This is a genomic window from Celeribacter neptunius (genome assembly GCF_900113955.1).
In the GTDB taxonomy this organism is placed as follows: domain Bacteria; phylum Pseudomonadota; class Alphaproteobacteria; order Rhodobacterales; family Rhodobacteraceae; genus Celeribacter; species Celeribacter neptunius.
In genome coordinates this window covers 1191533-1210383 of the sequence record NZ_FORH01000001.1, presented here as the reverse complement: position 1 = coordinate 1210383, position 18851 = coordinate 1191533, and the positions used below count along the sequence as shown (strand labels likewise).

At 62.4% G+C, this 18851-nt stretch carries 13 protein-coding genes; 7 read left to right on the top strand and 6 right to left on the bottom strand.

Annotated elements, in window-relative coordinates:
* Positions 1-88: 88 nt before the first annotated feature.
* Entirely contained in the window at positions 89-577 is a 489-nt protein-coding gene (locus BM151_RS05905) for a YbjN domain-containing protein (protein WP_177213033.1), read from the bottom strand.
* Positions 578-1014: 437 nt separating this feature from the next.
* Here BM151_RS05905 and BM151_RS05900 point away from each other — a divergent pair, with 437 nt between their 5' ends.
* The gene (locus BM151_RS05900) at positions 1015-2904 is read left to right on the top strand and encodes a PhoX family protein (RefSeq protein ID WP_090059223.1); all 1890 of its coding nucleotides are present in this window, start codon (positions 1015-1017) and stop codon (positions 2902-2904) included.
* A gap of 168 nt (positions 2905-3072) precedes the next feature.
* On the opposite strand, the gene BM151_RS21765 is transcribed toward BM151_RS05900, so the two are convergent.
* Positions 3073-4695, bottom strand: a complete 1623-nt coding sequence (locus BM151_RS21765; protein ID WP_090058868.1) for a methyl-accepting chemotaxis protein — start codon at positions 4693-4695, stop codon at positions 3073-3075.
* A gap of 335 nt (positions 4696-5030) precedes the next feature.
* On the opposite strand from BM151_RS21765, the gene BM151_RS05890 reads away from it, so the two are divergent.
* Positions 5031-6128, top strand: a complete 1098-nt coding sequence (locus BM151_RS05890) for a TRAP transporter substrate-binding protein (RefSeq protein WP_090058864.1) — start codon at positions 5031-5033, stop codon at positions 6126-6128.
* Between the two features lie 99 nt (positions 6129-6227).
* Here BM151_RS05890 and BM151_RS05885 read toward each other — a convergent pair whose 3' ends face one another.
* Positions 6228-7466: a TCR/Tet family MFS transporter gene (locus tag BM151_RS05885; protein ID WP_245781108.1), complete on the bottom strand. Its 1239-nt coding sequence runs from the start codon at positions 7464-7466 to the stop codon at positions 6228-6230.
* Between the two features lie 507 nt (positions 7467-7973).
* On the opposite strand from BM151_RS05885, the gene BM151_RS05880 reads away from it, so the two are divergent.
* A complete protein-coding gene (locus tag BM151_RS05880; RefSeq protein ID WP_090058859.1) occupies positions 7974-9920 on the top strand; it encodes a Hint domain-containing protein in 1947 nt (648 codons plus the stop codon).
* A gap of 17 nt (positions 9921-9937) precedes the next feature.
* Here the strand turns inward: BM151_RS05880 and BM151_RS05875 are convergent, their stop codons facing one another.
* Entirely contained in the window at positions 9938-10600 is a 663-nt protein-coding gene (locus BM151_RS05875) for a response regulator transcription factor (RefSeq protein ID WP_090058856.1), read from the bottom strand.
* Positions 10597-12027 carry a cache domain-containing protein gene (locus tag BM151_RS05870; protein ID WP_090058854.1) on the bottom strand — a complete coding sequence of 477 codons (1431 nt, stop codon included), beginning with the start codon at positions 12025-12027 and terminating at the stop codon, positions 10597-10599. The genes BM151_RS05875 and BM151_RS05870 overlap by 4 nt, the downstream gene beginning before the upstream one ends.
* A gap of 466 nt (positions 12028-12493) precedes the next feature.
* Between BM151_RS05870 and BM151_RS05865 the strand changes: the two genes are divergently transcribed.
* The 4 genes from BM151_RS05865 to BM151_RS05850 all read left to right on the top strand — a co-directional run bounded on the left by BM151_RS05865 (position 12494) and on the right by BM151_RS05850 (position 17700).
* Positions 12494-13591: a TRAP transporter substrate-binding protein gene (locus BM151_RS05865; protein WP_090058851.1), complete on the top strand. Its 1098-nt coding sequence runs from the start codon at positions 12494-12496 to the stop codon at positions 13589-13591.
* Positions 13592-13775: 184 nt separating this feature from the next.
* The gene (locus tag BM151_RS05860; protein ID WP_090058848.1) at positions 13776-14705 is read left to right on the top strand and encodes a TRAP transporter small permease subunit; all 930 of its coding nucleotides are present in this window, start codon (positions 13776-13778) and stop codon (positions 14703-14705) included.
* Positions 14706-14722: 17 nt separating this feature from the next.
* The gene (locus BM151_RS05855) at positions 14723-17077 is read left to right on the top strand and encodes a TRAP transporter large permease (RefSeq protein WP_090058846.1); all 2355 of its coding nucleotides are present in this window, start codon (positions 14723-14725) and stop codon (positions 17075-17077) included.
* A 173-nt stretch (positions 17078-17250) separates the two neighbouring features.
* Positions 17251-17700, top strand: coding sequence for a hypothetical protein (locus tag BM151_RS05850; RefSeq protein ID WP_090058843.1), 450 nt, complete (start codon positions 17251-17253; stop codon positions 17698-17700).
* Between the two features lie 285 nt (positions 17701-17985).
* Here the strand turns inward: BM151_RS05850 and BM151_RS05845 are convergent, their stop codons facing one another.
* Positions 17986-18846, bottom strand: coding sequence for an arginyltransferase (locus BM151_RS05845; protein ID WP_090058840.1), 861 nt, complete (start codon positions 18844-18846; stop codon positions 17986-17988).
* Positions 18847-18851 lie beyond the last annotated feature (5 nt).

Below are 18851 nucleotides of genomic sequence, written 5' to 3'. Positions count from 1 at the left end.
CGCGGAAAGCGCCGATAGGGGAAGGGATTTTAGAGCGAGCATTTGTCGCCAGGCCCGCTCAGGGCTGCATTCCGGCGCGTGGCGCAGCTTACTCGAAATGCGCCTCGGCCTGTTCCATGATCACCTGCCACCAGTCGAACGTGTCGTCGAGCGCCTCACGGCTTACGCCGCCCTTGAAGGCGAAGGAGAAATTGATTTCGAGATCTCCGTCCTGATCGACCGAGGCTTTGCCGAAGCGATAGGTGTTGTTGTACTCGTTGATCACATCCGCATCGGTCGAATAATCCTCGCCATCGAAATAGGCGACGAACGTGCCGTTGTTGCAATTGGCGTGATCCTCGCAGCCGTAGAAATACAGCGCATAGCGGATGCCGCTCATCCGGCCACGAAACATCGGGTCGCCCTCGCCATCGGTGTCGAATTCGACCGAGCCAAAGCCGCCGAGCAGCTCTTCGAAGGTCTCCAGATCGTCAAAGGTGACGATCTCGGTGCCGGCGGAGGCGGGCAGGGCGGCAAGGCCGAGGCCGGTGGAGAGCGTTGCGGAGAGCATCAAAGACTGCAGCAGTGAGAATTTCATCGGGTCGTATCCTTTCTGGCCCAAAAGGGCTGGCCATATGGGGCGCGTGTTTCCGGGGGCACTTTGGGCCGGGGCGGGGACCCGGGGCAAGGGGAAATCCCGAGAAAGGCAAACACTGTGTCGTCCCGTTGCCCGGGGGAAGGGGGGCTGGGCTGTGCAGCGGCTGTGCAGGGGGGGCAAGGGGGCGGTGACGACGCTCGGATGACGCAAGATGTGCATGAACGGCTAAGCCGCCCGGGCTGCCCTCGGGGAAGCTCGACATGGGTGCACAGGCGCCTGCGCGGAAACCGGCGGATCGGGGGCGGTTTTACCATTCTGTCATATTCCAGTCATGGAATTGTTGCCTGACCTTGGCACTTCTGCCGCGAAAGACGGCGCCCCGCATGCGGGTGTGCTTCTTCCGGAATTCAGAAACGCACATAGCGATGGAGCTAATGATGAAAGATCAGGATATCACCGATCTGTCTTGGGACGATTTTGACGAGTTGCGCGACCCGCGCCCGGATGCCAACGGGTTCGACGCGGTTGTCGAACGCGCGATCTCGCGCCGTGGTTTTCTTGGTGGCGCGCTGGCCTTTGGCTCCGGCGCTCTGGCCATGGGCGCCGGTGCGGCCGGTCTGATGTCCTCGACCACCGCGGCCCGTGCCGAGACCTCTGGCTTTGCCTTCAAACCGATCGGCATCGCCACCGATTTCGACATCCATGTGCCGGAAGGCTACCAGTGGAAAGTGCTGGTGCGCTGGGGTGATCCGCTGTTCTCCGATGCCGCTTCGGCCTATTCGCCGGTGGCCGGCGTCGATGTGGCCAAATCCGACCGCGTCTTCGGCGAGAACACCGACGGCATGGAGCTGTTCACCGATGGTGACAAACAGATCATCACGGTGAACTCCGAATATGTGAACCCGAAGATCAACCTGCCCGAAGCCTCCGAAGGCATGCCGCAGACGGCCGACGAAGTGACGCTTCTGAAAAACATGCAGGGTGTGACCGTGATGGAAGTCGCGGACAAGGGCAACGGCTACGAGGTTGTCGTCGACAGCCCCTACAACCGCCGCATCACCCATGAGACCCAGATGACCATGGACGGCCCGGCCGCCGGGGCCGATCTGGTGAAGACCAATGCCGACCCGGAAGGCATGTCGCCTAAGGGCACGATGAACAACTGTGGCTCCGGCAAGACGCTCTGGGGCACCTATCTGACCTGCGAAGAGAACTTCAACGGCTATTTCGGCGCCACCGGCGAATACGAGGCCACCGATGGTCTCAAGCGCTACGGCATCGGCGGCGAAGGCCGCTACGCCTACGAAAAATTCGATCCGCGCTACGATCTCTCGAAAGAGCCGAACGAGCCGCATCGTCACGGCTGGGTCACCGAGATCAACCCGCTCGATCCGAGCAGCACCCCGGTGAAACACACCGCTCTGGGCCGGTTCAAGCACGAGAACGCCGAGATGGTGCAGGCCAAGGACGGTCGTGTCGTGGTCTACATGGGCGACGATGAGCGCGGCGAATTCATGTATAAATTCGTCTCCAACGGTGTGTACACCGAAGGTGGTTCCACCGAGGGTCTCTTGTCCGACGGCACGCTCTATGTCGCCAAGTTCAATGACGACATGACCGGCGAGTGGCTGCCGTTGACGCCGGAGAGCACCGGCATGTCGATGGAAGAGCTGCTGGTCTTCTCCCGTATGGCCGGCTCGAAAGTGGGCGCGACCACCATGGATCGTCCGGAATGGATCGCGGCCAACCCGCTCAAATGCGAAGCCTATTGTGCCCTGACCAACAACAAGAACCGCGGCGTCAAGCCGAACGCCGGTGGCGACGCCACCCCGGCGACGGGGCCGAACCCGCGCGAGACCAACAACTACGGTCAGATCGTGCGCTGGAAACCCGCAGGCGAGGATCACGGGGCGACCGAGTTTGCCTGGGATCTCTACGTCATGGCCGGCAACCCGACGGTCTATGACAATGCCTATGCCGGTTCCGAGAATGTCAACGAAGGCAATATGTTCAACTCGCCCGATGGCATGGCTTTCTCTTCGGATGGCTATCTCTGGATCCAGACCGACGGCGATTACAGCAACGAAGGCGAGTTCGAAGGCCACGGCAACAACCAGATGCTGATCGGCAATACGGACACCGGCGAGATCGCCCGTTTCCTCACGGCGCCGAACAAGTCCGAGGTCACCGGCCTGTGCTGGTCGGCGGACAAGAAAGTGGCCTTCGTCGGCATCCAGCATCCGGGCGGCTCCTGGCCGGACGGCGCCGGCAAGCCGCGGTCTTCGGTGATCGCCGTGTGGCGCGAAGACGGTGCGCTGATCGGCTAAGGCTTTTCAGCAGAGCTTTTTATCAGGCGAAGGGGGGCGGGCAACCGCGCCCCTTTATTCATCTCGTCTTCCTGCCCTGGCAAAGCCCAAGCCAGAGCGAAAGCCAAAACAAAACCCGGGGCGCAGAGGTACTGCGCCCCGGTGCAAGCCGAGATCGGGGATGCTCCCTCAGATCTCGAATTTCTGCAGCTGGCTGTAGACGCTCGCGGTCGCTGCGCGCAGCTCTTCCGTGGCGCTGGCCAGATTATCGGACATCGCCGCCGCCTCCATGCTCATGCTGGAGATCTGGCGCATGCCCTCTTCGATCGCGCCGATATTCATCGCCTGTTCGCTCGAGGCCGTGCTGACGCTATCGGATTCAAGCGCGATGGCGTCGATAATCTCGGAGATCGTCGCGAAAGCGTCGAAGCTCTCTCTGGATTTCTCCGTGGTCTTGTCCATCGTCACCTTGGTCTCGGCAATCAGATCGTTGGTGCGTTTGGCGGCTTCCTCGGACTGGTTGGCGAGCGCACGTACCTCTTCGGCGACCACGGCAAAGCCGCGGCCATGATCCCCGGCGCGGGCCGCCTCGACCGAGGCGTTCAACGCCAGAAGACGGGTTTTCGTGGCGATGTCCTGAATCTCCTCGATCACCGAATTGGTCTGATTGGCGGTGCGGATCATCTGTGAGGCCGCTTCCAGCAGGTAATTGGCCACTTCGGAGCCCTCTCGTCCGGACCTCCGTGCGGTTTGTGTCGAGGCCACCAGCGTCGCCGCCGAGTCGCGGCTGATCCGGGTGGAGGAGGACGCCGTGGTGGTTGCCGCCGAGATCTCTTCGACCATCGCGGTTTCGCGGGTGCGCCGGTCGGCCATGGCCGAGGCATCGTCGGAGATCATATTGATCGCCGCGTCCATTTCCGAGACCTGCCGCATGATCGTGGTGACGGTGCTGCGCAGATAGCTGAACGTATGATCGAAACTCTCGGCGATCTTGCGGAAATCGCCCGGGAAAGCGTCGAGCGCCACCGCGCGGTTGAGCTTGCCGGCGATGACCGAATTCGCCATGTCATCGATCTCGGTGATCACAAAGTTGAAACTGTCGCGAATACCGTCCATCGCCTCATTCAGGACGCTGCGGTCGCCGGAGAAATGTTCGAGCCGATAGCCGAAATCACCGTTCGAATAGGCCTCTGCACAGGTGAGGATCTTCTTTGTCGTCGCAATATGGCCTGCCACCATGGCGTTGATGGCGCGGCCGAGATCCCGGTATTCACCCTCGAGTCCGGCCTCGTCGATCACCTCGTTGATGAATCCGTCGCCATGCGCGCGTGCCATGGCGCTGGCGCGCTGCATCAGCATGGCGATCTGGTCCTGGCTGTGGCGCAGTTCGGTGACATCGGACCATTCGACATAGATCCTCTCGAGCGCACCGTCCGCGTCGAATTTCGGCGAGGCCAGAAATTGCAGATGATGCCGGCCGAGCCGGATCTTGCCATGATAAGGCGTCTTCAGATTGTCCAGGATGCGGCGCTGATGGCCGGGGTGCTGGTGGAACGTGTCGATATTCTTGCCGACGATTTCATCGGCGCGAAATCCCGGGACGTTTTTTCGCATCTCGGTTTCCACGGTCCGGAGCATCCGGATCGCGGCGTCATTGGCAAAGGTGATGGTATAGTCCTTGTCGGCCACCATCACCGGATTGCTGATGAAGTTGAAAACGCTTGCGTCGGGCTGTGGGGGGGCTTCGTCAACACTGTCATTTGCTTGGACAGATTTACTCGTATGTGAACTTATTCGGCTTAAGAAGCTCATTATATTGCTTTTCTTGCTTTCGGCGCGCCGCGGCGCAGGCCTGATTGGTTGACGTGTGGCCGATAAATTTCAAAACCGTCCTACCAATCCGTTACCGCCATCTGTGCGATCTTGCGCAGAGTGGTCTCATATTTTCCGCAGGTTCTCTCAGGAGGTTTGTGTTTCTGTCGAAAGCGCCCCGTGCTGAGCATAAATGTTGCGTGCCCTCTGCATCTGCGCGCAATTTTCGCGCGAAATGTCGCGCCTGGGCCTCTTCAATCTCGCCGGAGGCCTCTCTATGGTGCGCGCGATTTGGCGCGGGGCTCCCCCTCGCGCGCCTATTGGAGGATATCTCGATGGATCGCCGCTCTTTTCTGAAAACATCCGCCCTCGGTGGCGCCTCTGCCGCTGCCGCCTCGACGCTGGCCGCGCCGATGTACGCCCAGGGCAAACGCACCCTGACCATGGTCTGTTCCTGGCCGCGCGGTCTCGCCGGTGTCTGGGACGCGGTCGAGCGTTTCGTCGACAGCGTCAACACCATGTCCGACGGCCAGCTCACCATTGAGGCGAAAGCCGCGGGCGAGCTCGTCGGCGGGCTCGAAGTGTTCGACGCCGTGACCTCCGGTCAGGCCGACATCTACCACTCGGCGGAATATTATTTCATGGGTCAGCACCCGGCGATGGCGTTCTTCACCACCTCGCCGATGGGCATGACCGCGCCGGAGATGATGGTCTGGTACTATGGCATGGGCGGGCAGCAACTGCACCGCAACCTCGGCGAGATCTTTGGCCTGCACACCAATATCGGCGGTCAGACCGGCGCCCAGGGTGGCGGCTGGTATCGCAATGAGATCACCTCGGTCAATGATTTCCAGGGTCTGAAACTGCGCATGCCGGGTCTTGGCGGCGAGGTTGTCGGCAAGCTCGGCGCCTCGGTGCAGGTGATGCCGGCGGGCGATATCTATCAGGCGCTTTCCTCGGGGGCTCTGGATGGCACCGAATGGGTCGGTCCCTGGTCGGACGAGCGTCTCGGTCTTCAGGAAGTCTGCCCGTATTTCTACCCGGCAGGGTTCCACGAGCCGGGCTCCGCGCTCTCGGTCAACACCAATCTCGAGGTTTTCGAGGGGCTGACCCCGGCGCAACAGCGCATCATCGACAATGCCGCCGCCGAGTCGAACCAGTTCGACTACGCGCTGTTCCTCGCCAACAACGGTCCGGCGCTGCAGCGTCTGATCAATGGTGGCACCCAGATCAAGCAATTCCCCGACGATGTCTGGGAGGCTTTCGGCCGCGCCTCGAAAGAGGTTCTCGATCAGTACATGGACGACGAGCTCTTCGTCGAGGTCCGCAAATCGGTCGAAGACGCAATGAAAGCCACCTCCGCCTGGATGGGCCAGTCCGACAATTTCTACACCAGCCAGCGCAACCGCGTCTTGGCGATGCAGGGAGACTGATCCGGGCGGGGGCACAAGCCTCTGACAATCGGGAAGAAACAGAAACGCGCGGGAGAGATCCCGCGCGTTTTCTCTGTCCCGGTGGTGCGGTCGATCCGGTCAGGATGATCCGGGGCGGCGTTTGCGTTGCAGCGCCAATCCGAGGAACGCCAATGCCAGGACCCCGCCCGCCAGAAAGAACGCGACATCCGGGCTCTGAATGCGGGCGCCGGGCGCCATGAAGGCGCTGAAAACCTGTGTGAACACGAGTGTGCCGATGAGCGCCGAGAGGCTTTGGATGGCCGCGATCCCGCCCTGCAGGCTGCCCTGAGAATCTGCCGGCAGATCTTTTGACATCAGGGCGGCGATGCTGGGATGAACAAAGCCCTCTATCGCATGGAGGCACAGAAGCACGAAAACCAGCGCGGTCGAGGTGACCAGCCCGAAGGCGAGGCAGGACAGCGCGGCGACGGCGAGACCGGCGAGCGCCAGACGGCGTTCGCCCCAGCGCGCCACGGCGGGGCCGGTGCCAAGGCCCTGAAGCAGTGCCATGGTCAAACCCGCCATCGCCAGGCTCAGCCCGACCTGGGTGCCGGACCAGTCGAACTTGGCAAAGCCCCAAAAGGCCCAGATGCCGACATAGACCGATGAGCCCAGAAAATAGAGCGCCAAGATGCCGGCAAGGGGCAGCACACCGGGGCTGCGCAGGAAGATGCGAAAGACCCCGAAAGGATTGGCCTCGCGCCATTGAAAGCGGCGCCGGGCCGCGACGGGCAGGGGCTCGGGCAGAAACGCCAGAGCGAAGAGAAAATTGACCCCGGCGAGACCGGCTGCGGCCCAGAACGGCACCCGTGTGCCGAGATCGCCGAGGATGCCGCCGATGGCGGGCCCGAGCACGAATCCGAGGCCGAAGGCGGCGCTCATATAGCCGAAGGATCGCGCCCGGGTCTCTGCCGTGCTGACATCCGCGAGACAGGCATTGGCCACGACGATGGAGGCGCCGCACAGCCCGGCGATCAATCGGCCGAGAAACAGCCAGGCAAGGGTCGGCGCCCAGGCCTGGAGCAGGTAATCGATGGCCAGCCCGCCCACCGCGATCAGCAACAGCGGGCGGCGTCCGACACGGTCGGACAGGGCACCGAGCAGCGGTGCGGAGAGGAACAGCACGATGCTGTAAAGCGCAAAGAGCAGGCCGCCGATCCGCGCCGCATCGCCGAGGCCGATATGCCCGATCTCTTCGATCAGCCGGGGGACGACGGGAATGATGAGGCCGACGCCGATACTGTCCAGAAAGGCGATCATCAGCGCGAAAAGAGTGGCACGGCGCCGAAACCCTTCCGGTGAACTCATCCTGTGCATGCTCAAAATCCTTCTTCAAAGACACCCGTGCGGAGGCATGCCGGGCGACATGCGGAGCTTGGGGGAGGCAATAAGGCAATAAACGTGGGAGGCGCGGCAGTAACAGGTCTGCAGCCATATGCAATCGGATTATGCCCCCCCGGGGCGGGTTTGCGAGAACCTGGCACGGGAGGGGCGGCCACACCGAGGCCAGACCGAGGCCAGACCGAGCCCACACCGAACCGAAGTCGGCGGTGCCCAAGGACATGCCCGCGGTAAAAAATCGGCGGTGCGCCGTTAAGCTTAACCGCTCGTCAAAGATAACTGGATAGCAGTGAGGGGCGTGTCCCTGACCTCGGGTGAAAGGATGACGACAAGGGTTCTCATTGGCAGCCCCGTTTGGTGTGGCGGCGGGCCGGTCGGTACAGCCTGTGCTGTACCGGGGGATGGGGGTGTGTTTCATGTCGCGCTGATCGACGTCGCCGCTGATGTTGCGGCTCTCCGATCTGACATCGAGGGGGCGCGCTGATGTCGACGACATTCGACGTTCTCTATCTCGGCACCGGGCCGGCGCTCGATCCGACCGAGGGCAACGAGAGTGCGGAAAACGCCGCCGCGCTCGTCGGCACCACAGTCGGCAGCAGCGGCACCCCGCTTTACGACAATGTCGAGAGCTTCTCGCCCGGGTCCACCGGCTATTCCGGCGGCGCGCGCAACTGGGCCTATGACACCGACAACTTCTCCTCCAACGATACGTTCCGCATCAATGGCGGACCGGATCACACCATGGATACGGTCGTCATCTACAATGCGACCATCACCTATGTGGACGGGACCACTGCCGGTGTGCAGGCCATCGTGTTTCAGGATACGGCTGGCAATCTCTATCTCGCGCCCTCGTCGAGCTACGGCGCCTACGATGCTGCCCTCGAAGCCAAGCCGATCCAGTCCCTGACCTTCGACAGTGTCAGTTCTTCGAACAATGTGCTCACAGCGGATCGCTATACGGCTCAATATGCGTCTGTGGTCGACGGCACGGCTGGCGATGACACGATGGGGGTCGGCTATACCGATGCCGAGGGGGATCAGATCACCAGTGGGGATGATTACATTTTCGGGGATGCCGGGAATGATTCAATCACTGGTGGTGGCGGCAATGATGAGATCGCCGGCGGCGAGGGCGACGACACCTTCTATTTCGACGACGGTTGGGGCAATGACATCGTCTATGGCGATGACTGGGACGGCACTGGCACCGGCACGGATACGCTCGATTTCTCCGCCGTCTCGGCGCCGCTCACCGTCACCTTCACCGCGCCGGAGGACGGCACGGTCAGCGACGGTACCAACACCGTCACCTTCGACAATATCGAGGCGATCATCACCGGCAGCGGCGGCGACACGATCGATGCTTCGGCCGACAATTCCGGGCTCTATCTCGACGGTGGCGCCGGCAATGACGACATCACCGCGGGCTCGGGCGACGACACCATCGTCGGCGGCACCGGCAATGACACGCTGACCGGCGGGCTCGGCAATGACACGTTCATCTACAATGTCGGCGACGGCTCCGACATCATCACCGATTTCAACAGCGGCAACACCGGCACGCTCGCGGATGGCGACAGCACGAACAATGATTTCATCGACCTGTCGGGCTTCTACGACGACATCTGGGAGCTCTATGCCGACCAGGCCGACGACGGCATTCTGAACCAGTCGAATGACGGGGTCGGCGATGTCGATTATTCCGACAATCTGCAGTTCGGCACCGGCTCGCTCACCTTCTCAGGCGCCTCGGCCAACAGCGCGTTCTTCACCACCGAGAACACCGGCGTGACCTGTTTCACCGAGGGCACCGGCATCCTGACGCCGGAGGGCGAACGCCCGGTGGAGACGCTGCGCCCCGGGGATATGGTGATCACCGCCGATCATGGCGCCCAGCCGGTGCTGTGGATTGGCGCGTCACATCTTGATCGCGCGGCACTTTTGGCCCGGCCGAAACTCCGCCCGGTGCTGATCCGCGCCGGGGCGCTGGGGGCGGATCGCCCGCTTCTGGTCTCGCCGCAGCATTGCGTGATGCGCCGGGACAATGACGGGAAAGAACGCTTTCTCCGCGCCCGCCATCTGGCCGAGACGCCGCTGGCGCGGGTGGCCCAGGGGCGCCGCGAGGTCACCTATATCCATCTGCTCTGTGCCCGCCACGAGGTGCTTTTTGCCAATGGTGTCGCCAGTGAGAGCTTCTACCCGGGGCCGCAGGCGCTGATCATGCTGGCGCCGGAATTGCGCGACAGTCTGTTTGCGGTCCTGCCGGCGCTGCGCCATGCGCCCGTCGCCTCGGTTCTGGGGTCGCGCGCGAGGCCGGTGGTGCCGCGCCGTGAGGTGTTCGCGCTGTTCCGGAAAAACGCTGCGGGATTGCCGTCGCCACAGCCGGCTTTTTCGCCGGGCCCTGAGATGCCGGCCAGCCCGGCCTGAGCCGGGTCCGCGAGTGCCTAGAACCGGCCCGTGCCCTGCAACACCCCGTGTTCCATGGCGTAGCGGGTCAGACCTGCTGTCGAGGAAATCCCCAGCTTGCGTTTGAGGTTCTTGCGATGGGTCTCCACCGTGCGCACGGAAATCTCCAGGGCACAGGCGACTTCCTTGTTCGACTTGCCCTGGGCGAGCTCCAGTAGGATCGTTGTCTCCCGGTCGGTCAGAGGTTCACGCCCGTCGCGGATCTTTGCCGGTTTCATGGCGGCCTGTGCGCCATCGCAAAGATATTGCTCGCCACGCATCACCGCGTCGATCGCATCCTTGACGTCTTCGGTCGGCACATCCTTGAGCACATAGCCCATGGCGCCATGCGACAGCGCCGCGCCGATATATTCCGGGCTGTCATGCATCGACAGGATCAGGATGCGGGTGTCCGGGAGGCGTTCGAGCAGGAGCTCCGTTGCGGTCAGCCCGCCCATCTGCGGCATGTTCAGATCCATGAGCACCACATCGGGGGTGAGCGCCTCGACCCGATCGACAGCCTCGCGCCCGTTGCACAGCGTGCCGACGACCTCGATATCCTCGAAGGTCTCGAGCAATGCGCGGATGCCTTCAGCCACCATCGGGTGGTCGTCGACAATGAGGACACGGGTTGGCTGGACAGGGATCGATTGCTCACTCATCTGGCGCTTCCTATCGGGGCAGGGGGACGACCGGAGGTCGCGGGCGGAAGGATATGCTTCAACGGCACGGTTGCGTCAATGGAGGTGCCGGGGTGACGGGGCGTGATCGTCAGGTGGCCGTCGAGCTGTTCCATCCGTTCCGCCATGTTTCTGAGCCCGATGCCGTGACCGTTGGTCTCGCTCGGGGTGAAACCGCGGCCGTTGTCGCAGATCAGCAGCGTCGCGCCGGTGCGATGCCCGGCGAGCTTGATCGAGACCTCGGTGGCGCCGGCATGGCGTTCGATATTGGTCAACGCCTCCTGGGCGATGCGAAACAGCGCGATCCGCGCCTCTTCGTCGAGCCGGTTGCGGAACACCACAGTCTCGAGCTCGGTCCGGATGCCGGTGCGTTTCTCGAACTCTTCCGCCAGCGCCTTGAGCGCCGGGCCGAGGCCGAGATCGTCCAGCACGCCGGGCCGCAAATCGCGCGAGATCCGCCGCACTTCGGAAATCGCGCCGCCGAGCATGTCGAAACTGCGGTCGAGACTGGCGGGGCCCTTGGGATCACCGCTCTTGAGCTGCCGTCGCGCCAGTTCCAGCGCATAGCGCACGCCGACGAGGATCTGGCTGATCCCGTCATGCAACTCGCGCGCCACCCGGCCGCGTTCCTCTTCCTGGGTGTCAAAGATGCGCTGGGTCAGTTCCTTGAGCTTGGCATCGGCCAGACGGCGTTCGTGAATGGTGATCGTCACCCCAGACATGAAGACCAGAAGCACCGCGGCCATGGTGATCGCACCGATATAGCCGAAGGTGCGGCGCACCCGTGCCTTGACCTCGGCCCGGGCCGCCGCCACCGAGGTCAGCACATCGTCGATGAACACGCCGGTGCCGATCGCCCATTGCCAGTCCTGCAAGCCGATCACATAGGTCATCATCTGTGCCTCCTCGCCGGTCGAGGGCTTGGGCCAGAGATAGCTGTGGAAGCCGCCGCCGCGCCGCGCCTGCCGGATCAGCTCATCGACCACGGGCGTGCCCTGGCTGTCGCTCAGACCTGACCAGTTGTGGGTGATGAGCCGGGTCTGGCGCGGCGCCACGAGATTCACCCCGTCATAGGTATAGACGAAGAAATAGCCTTCGCTGCCATAGGTCATCGCTGCGAGGATCTGTGTCACCTTGGTCTTGGCCTCTTCGTCGTCGGGCGGGGCCGGGTTGTATTCGGCTGTGATCGAGGCGCGGGCCAGCTGCAGATAGTTCTGCAGTTCCTGTTTCTTGGCGGTGATCAGCTGGGCTTCGAGATCGGCGATCTCGCGTTCGGCCATGGCTTTCGACTGATGCGCCACGACGACGGCGATCGCCAGGACCGAGAGCACGAGCGGCAGTGTCGCCAAGACGAAGAGCTTGCGCGCATAGGTCATGTCACTGATGAAGCTGGGCAGCAGGCGTGTCATCCGGGTCCGGGGGCTCGCAAGGGATTTACTCGAAGGTCGACATGACCCCGCAGGGCCTTGGAGGGCACCCGAACACCACGGCCAAAGGCGCGTTCCGGACGCGTTTCGGGGCGGAAACTCAGACGAATCGTAGAATAGCGTCCCCGGCCAACCCGTCAATCGTGCGCGAATGTGGGGTGTCCTGGCATGAATATTGCCATTTTCGCACCCCCTGCGTCATAAAATACCTCGCTCTGCGTAATGTTGGGTATTTGATCTGCGCCCGCCTGCCGATAACGTTAACACACGAATTTGGTCCGGCTTTGGCCGGTGCGATGCCATGTCCGAGGGGAAAGATTTCGGGGAAGGGGCCGGTTTTGCCGGAGGTATCCCGAGAGCGCGGAAATTCCCGGACAGGATCGGATCGGCGGGGGCAGGGCTGGAGGAGCCAAAAATCGCCATAGACAATCTTGGGAGGAAACCATCTATGGATCGTCGTTCTTTTCTGAAAACGTCCGCTCTGGGCGGCGCGTCTGCCGCTGCTGCCTCGACACTGGCAGCCCCGATGTATGCGCAGGGCAAACGCACCCTGACCATGGTCACCACCTGGCCGCGCGGCCTCGCCGGCGTCTGGGACTCGGTCGAGCGTTTCGCTGCCAATGTTGACGCGCTCACCGATGGTCAGCTCACCATCGATGCCAAGGCCGCGGGCGAACTCGTCGGCGGGCTCGAGGTGTTCGATGCCGTGACCGCCGGTCAGGCCGACATGTATCATGGCTGTGAATATTACTTCACCGGCCAGCACCCGGCACTCGCCTATTTCACCACCGTGCCCTTCGGCATGACCGCGCCCGAGATGATGGTCTGGTACTATTCCATGGGCGGTATGGAACTGCACCACAAGCTCGGCGAGATCTTCGGTCTCAAAGGCTTCATCGCCGGTCAGACCGGGGGGCAGGGTGGCGGCTGGTTCCGCAAGGAAATCACCTCTCCCTCCGACTTCCAGGGTCTCAAATTCCGCATGCCGGGCCTCGGCGGTGAAACCGTGTCGAAACTCGGTGCTTCCGTGCAGGTTCTGCCGGGCGGCGAGATCTATCAGGCCCTGTCCTCCGGCGCGCTCGACGGCACCGAATGGATCGGCCCGTGGTCGGATGAGAAACTCGGCCTGCAGGAAGTCTGTGACTTCTACTATCCGGCCGGTTTCCACGAGCCGGGCGCGGCGCTCTGCGTGACCTCGAACCTCGAAGTGTTCGAGAGCCTGAGCCCGATGCAGCAGAAGGCCATCGAGATCGCCTCGAACGAGTGCCACCAGCACAATTACGCGCTGTTCGTCTCGAACAACGGCCCGGCCTTGCAGCGCCTGATCCAGGGCGGCACCCAGCTCAAGGAATTCTCCGACGACATCTGGACCGCCTTCGGCAACGCCGCGAAAGAAGTGCTCGACGGCTATATGGATGACGAGATCTTCGCGGAAATCCGTACCCATTACGAGGCCTCCATGGCGCAGACCTCGGCCTGGATCGGCCGCTCCGACGGCAACTACACCCCGCAACGTGACCGTGTGATGGCGGCTCAGGCGGAGTGATCTTTTGAAAGATCGGTAAAAAACGCGAAATGCGCGCGGGTCTCGCGCGCATTTTCGCCCTTTTCGCGTTGTCCTCCCCGGTCGAGAGGCGTAAGGCAGCGCGACAGCATAAAATTCACGTAAAGACACAGCAAAAGAACGTTCGAACGTTCCGCGTTTGCGGTTCGGGAAGGGGGCAGACGACATGGAAGAACAAGCCGGCACGTCTTTTCTGGGCCTGGTGGCGGACGCGGTGGTGAGCCTCGTCGTCAATCTCGGGCTCGGGTTTTGGCATATCATTCAGGCGATCCTGCATCCGGGCCTCTGGCTCGACTGGTCGAACAAGGAAAGCCTGTTGCGCTTCGTGTATTACGGCGGCTCGAAAGAGCTGTTGTTCGTGTTTCTCGACCTGGTGATCGTGATCTCGATCATCGGGTTTCTGCATCGTCCGTTTCTCTGGGCCGTGGTGCGCGGGATCGAAAAAATCTCCAACACCACCGGCCGCTTCGCCGCCTGGGCCGGTCTTCTGATGGTGTTGCAACAGATCATGGTGGTGTTCCTGCAGTCGATCTTCCGTCAGGGCGAGATCACGGTGTCGCCCTTCGGCGGCGGTTTCACCCAGTCGGTGGGCTGGTTCTCCGAAAGCCTCAAGTTCGAGAATGCGCTGGTCGTGGCGCTCTGTGTCTCCTACGCTTTCGTGCAGGGCAGCCATGTCCGCGTCGATCTGATCTATGCCGGGGTCAAACACCGCACCAAACGCGCCATCGACATGTTCGGGTCGCTGTTCTTCATGCTGCCGGTGGCGCTTCTGACTTGGATGTACGCCTGGTTCTTTCTCTGGCGGCACCTGATCACGCCGAAAGTCTCGGCCTCGGATGCGCTCGAGCGCATGCTGATGAAATCGCGCATCGTCAAATGGAACGTCGAGACCGTGTCTTTCTCGGCCAACGGTTTCAACGGTTATTTCCTGTTCAAGATCCTGATGCTCTGCTTCCTCACCCTGGTGATCCTGCAGGCCCTGGGCTTCTTCTACCGCTCCTATCTCGAATTCCTCGAGGGCGAGGAGAGCGCCGGGAAATATCTCGACAAGGATACGCTCGGTGAAGGCGAAGAAGCCTTCGAAGGCACACATTAAGATAAGGGCAGATAGAGATGTTATTCGGACTTGATGGCGTAGAAATCGGCCTCATCATCGTATTCCTCTGCCTGTTCAGCGGAATTCTCACCGGCTTTCCGGTGGCCTTCGCCATCGGCGGGGCCGGGCTCATGTCCTTTGGGATCATCGCCGCTCTGGACGGCGCAGGGATTCTTGTCCATGAGGCGATCGATACCGGCTCGCAGGCCTATCGCGACCTCGTCAGCAACGGCATCAATCCGGTGACGATCTCGCATTTCAGATATCCGGATCTGCCAACCTATACCGAGTCCCTGTTCCCGGGCGGTTGGGAACAGGCGGTCGATCGCAACCTGTCCTTCATCGTCAACCGGATGAACGAACGCGTCTTTGCCGGCGCCTCGATCGAGACGCTCCTGGCGGTTCTGATGTTCGTGATGATGGGGATCGTGCTCGAGCGTTCGAAGATCGCCAATGACCTTCTGACCACCATGGCGCGGGTCTTCGGGCCGCTGCCCGGCGGTCTGGCGGTCTCCGTGGTCATCGTCGGCGCCTTCCTCGCCGCCTCCACCGGCATCGTGGGCGCCACCGTGGTCACCATGGGCCTGCTGTCCCTGCCGACCATGCTGCGGCATGGCTATTCGCCGCAGCTCGCCACCGGTGTCATCGCCGCCTCCGGTACGCTGGGGCAGATCATCCCGCCGTCGATCGTCATCGTGCTTCTGGGCACGCTCGCGGGCGATCTCTATTCCGCGGCACAGGAAGCCCGGGCGCAGGCCGTTGGCTGTACCGATGCGCTGACCTATCTCGGCGAGCCCGCCGTGGTCTCGGTCGGCACGCTGTTCCAGGCGGCCATGGTGCCGGGGATCTTCCTCGCCGGGCTCTATGCGCTCTACGCCTTCGGCTTTGCCATGTTCAACCCGCACAAGGCACCGCCGGTGCATCTCGAGCACACCAGCCACGAGAGCATCACCCGTCGCGAAGGTCTTTTGTGGTTCCTCGCCGTGCCGGTGCTGCTGATCGGCGGGGCGATCCTGTCCGGTCAGGTCGGGATCTCCGGGTCGCAGACCATCCTCGTGTCCGAATATACCGAATCCGGCGCACAGGCCTCTTTGCGCACCAATGTGTCCGAGCAATGTCAGGTGGCGATGATCGAGCTGCACGGGCAGGGGGCCTGGGATCAGGCCGTCTCCGAGCAGGCCGCGATCGAGGCTTCGGGCGGCGCGCAGCAAAGCGTGCAGCGCACCCCGGAAGAGATCGAAGCCCTGACCAAAGAGGCCGTGATCAATGCGCCGAAACTCGGTGGCGGGCTCTTGTCCATCATGGTGCTGTTGTCGCTGGTGCTGGCCTTCGGGCGCGGCGTCTCCCCCTCGGCCGATCCGCGTCCGCTGCTGATCGGCGTGGCCGGGCTTGTCGGCGTTCTGGCATTGGACGCGCTGTTCGTCGGCCCGCTGACCAGCTCCGGCACCGCCTTCGTGATCTATCTGATCCCCTTCCTGGCGCTTGGCTACGGGCTCAAAGCCGCTGCCGGACGTCTGGCCAAGAACGAGCTGTTCCGCGTGGTCTTCCCGCCGCTGGTGCTGATCGTCGCCGTGTTGGGCTCCATCCTGGGCGGTGTGACCAACCCGACGCCGGCCGCCGGTCTCGGCGCCGGTGGTGCGCTGCTGCTGGCCGCCTATCGCAAACTGGCGGATCATCATAAATCCGGCAAGATCATCCTCGGCGCGGCGTTCGCCGTGGTCGTGATGATCCTGATCGGGTCGAATTTCGACCTGCGTCTGGGCCGGGGCAATGTGCCGTTCGAGGATTGGGTGGCCTATCTGGTCTCGCTCGGTGCCTATTACTACGCCATGTTCGGCATTCTCTACGCCTGCTGGGTGCTGTTCTCCGACGGGACGCTGGGCATCGTGGTGCGCGAGACCGCAAAAGTGACCTCGATGGTCTTCACCATCCTGATCGGTTCGCAGCTTCTGAACCTGGTGGTGATCTCCTTTGGCGGTGAACATTACATCCAGAGCTTCCTGCGCAGTTTCGACAATGAGTTCACCGTCTTCCTGCTGGTCATGCTGGTGCTCTTCGTGCTGGGCTTTGTCCTCGACTTCCTGGAGATCATCTACATCGTGGTGCCGATTGTCGGCCCGGTGATCTACGGCGGCACGATGGACCCGAAATGGGTGACAATCATGATCGCGGTCAACCTTCAGACCTCGTTCCTGACCCCGCCCTTCGGCTTTGCGCTGTTCTACCTGCGCGGCGTGGCGCCGCCCTCGGTGACCACAGGGCACATCTACAAGGGCATCATTCCCTTCGTGCTCATTCAGGTGATCGGGCTTGGTATCCTTTGGACCTTCCCGGAAATCGTCACCATCGTGCCGAACCTTCTGGCGAAGTGATCCCGCGCCAGCGAAAGCAAGAAAACCCCGCCCAAGTCGGCGGGGTTTTTCTTTGTCCGGAGGAATCTCTTGCTTTCCCACAAAAGTCTTATAAAAATAATCAAGTATTAGCATCACCCTATCGTTGGGGCCCGACATCCATTTCCTGACGCACCCCCCATGAGGAACCGACCATGTCTTTTCAGTCTGCCCGCGCCATCGACGACCTGAATGCCGAGGAGGCCCGCGAAGGGGCCTATCCCGTGGGCCAGCTGGCGCAGCTCGGGGAACAGGGGCGCATGGTCGTCACCCTGTTTCGCGGCTCCGATGCGCTGCGCCGGGGCAGCGACATGGGCAAGATCTTCGCCCAGATGATCATGGTTTTCGACCGCCATGCCCGTCGGCCGCTTTGCCCCCATGCCATGTCCTGCGACTGTCTCGGAGCCGATGAGGCGGTGCTGGCGCAATTCGTGCGCCTCGCCGCCAAGGGACAGCGCGAGGATGCCTGTCTCATGGCCATGCTGCTGATCCGTGCCGATGTCGCGCCTCTGGCCGTGTCTCTCGCCGAACAATTGGGCCTGTTGATCGATGCCACCCTGCGCACCGATCCACGGGCGATGATGGCGACGGGGCAGGTGCATTGATGCGGGGCTATGAGCCCGACGTGGGCATTGGAACTTCAGGCGCGGGACGAGGCGAAGCCGCCGCGCCTGCGCCTGCCCGTCCCGGCGGGCTGGCGCATTGTCATCCCCGTGCAAGAGATTGAGCTTTCACGGATTTGGTCGGGATAAAGCGCAGACCGCCACTGTCATGGCGCCATCCCACGGGCAGGCTTGTCGCGGCTAGGATCGGGATTGAGACGAACGTTCGCTCCGTCTGACTAAACCGCCATCGGCTGTATTTGGGAGAGAGACCCCAATCCGCCGCGCTCAAAACTCTGGCTTGGGGGGCGCCGTCGGTTTTGGCACCTGATGCGTGTCGGGCAGGTCGATCTTGGCCACTTGCTGGGCGATCGGCTCGGCTTCCAGCGGGTGACTGTCCGGCAGGAAATCATCCGGGTTCTCGAGCTCGAGCCATTGCCCGCCCTGATAGACCTCGAGCGCCGAAAACCGCGCCTTATAGCCCATTTTCGGAGATCCCGGCACCCAATAGCCTAGGTAGACATAGGGCAGGCCGGCCTCGCGGGCGATCTCGATATGATCGAGAATGATATAGGTGCCCAGGGAATCCTTGATCAGGTCCGGCTTGTAGAAGCTGTAGACCATCGACAACCCGTCATCCAACAGGTCCGTCAGGCAGGTCGCGGCCAGCTCGCGCGGCTGGCCATTCTCGCCCGGGATGTAATATTCGATGACGCGGGTGCGGATCGGAGTTTCCTCGATCATCGCGGCGAATTCGAACACGTCCATATCGGCCATGCCGCCATCGGAATGCCGGGTCTCGAGATATTCGCGGAACAGCTCGTATTGCGCCTCGGTGGCCCAGGGGCTGGTGGCGGCGCGTTTCAGGTATTTGTTCTTGTTCAGCGCCCGGCGTTGCGATTTCGAGGCTTTGAAATCCGCCACCCGGATGCGCGCCGACAGGCAGGCGTTGCAATCGGCACAGGTCGGCCGGTAGAGCACATTCTGCGAGCGCCGGAAGCCCTGTCGTGACAGGCTGTCGTTGAGCTGATCGGCATTCTCGCCCTGCAGGGAGGTGAAAAGCTTCCGCTCCATCTTCCCCTCGAGATAGGGGCAGGGTTGCGGTGCCGTCACGTAGAATTGCGGCGCGAGAGGGAGGGAATGACGCATAGGGG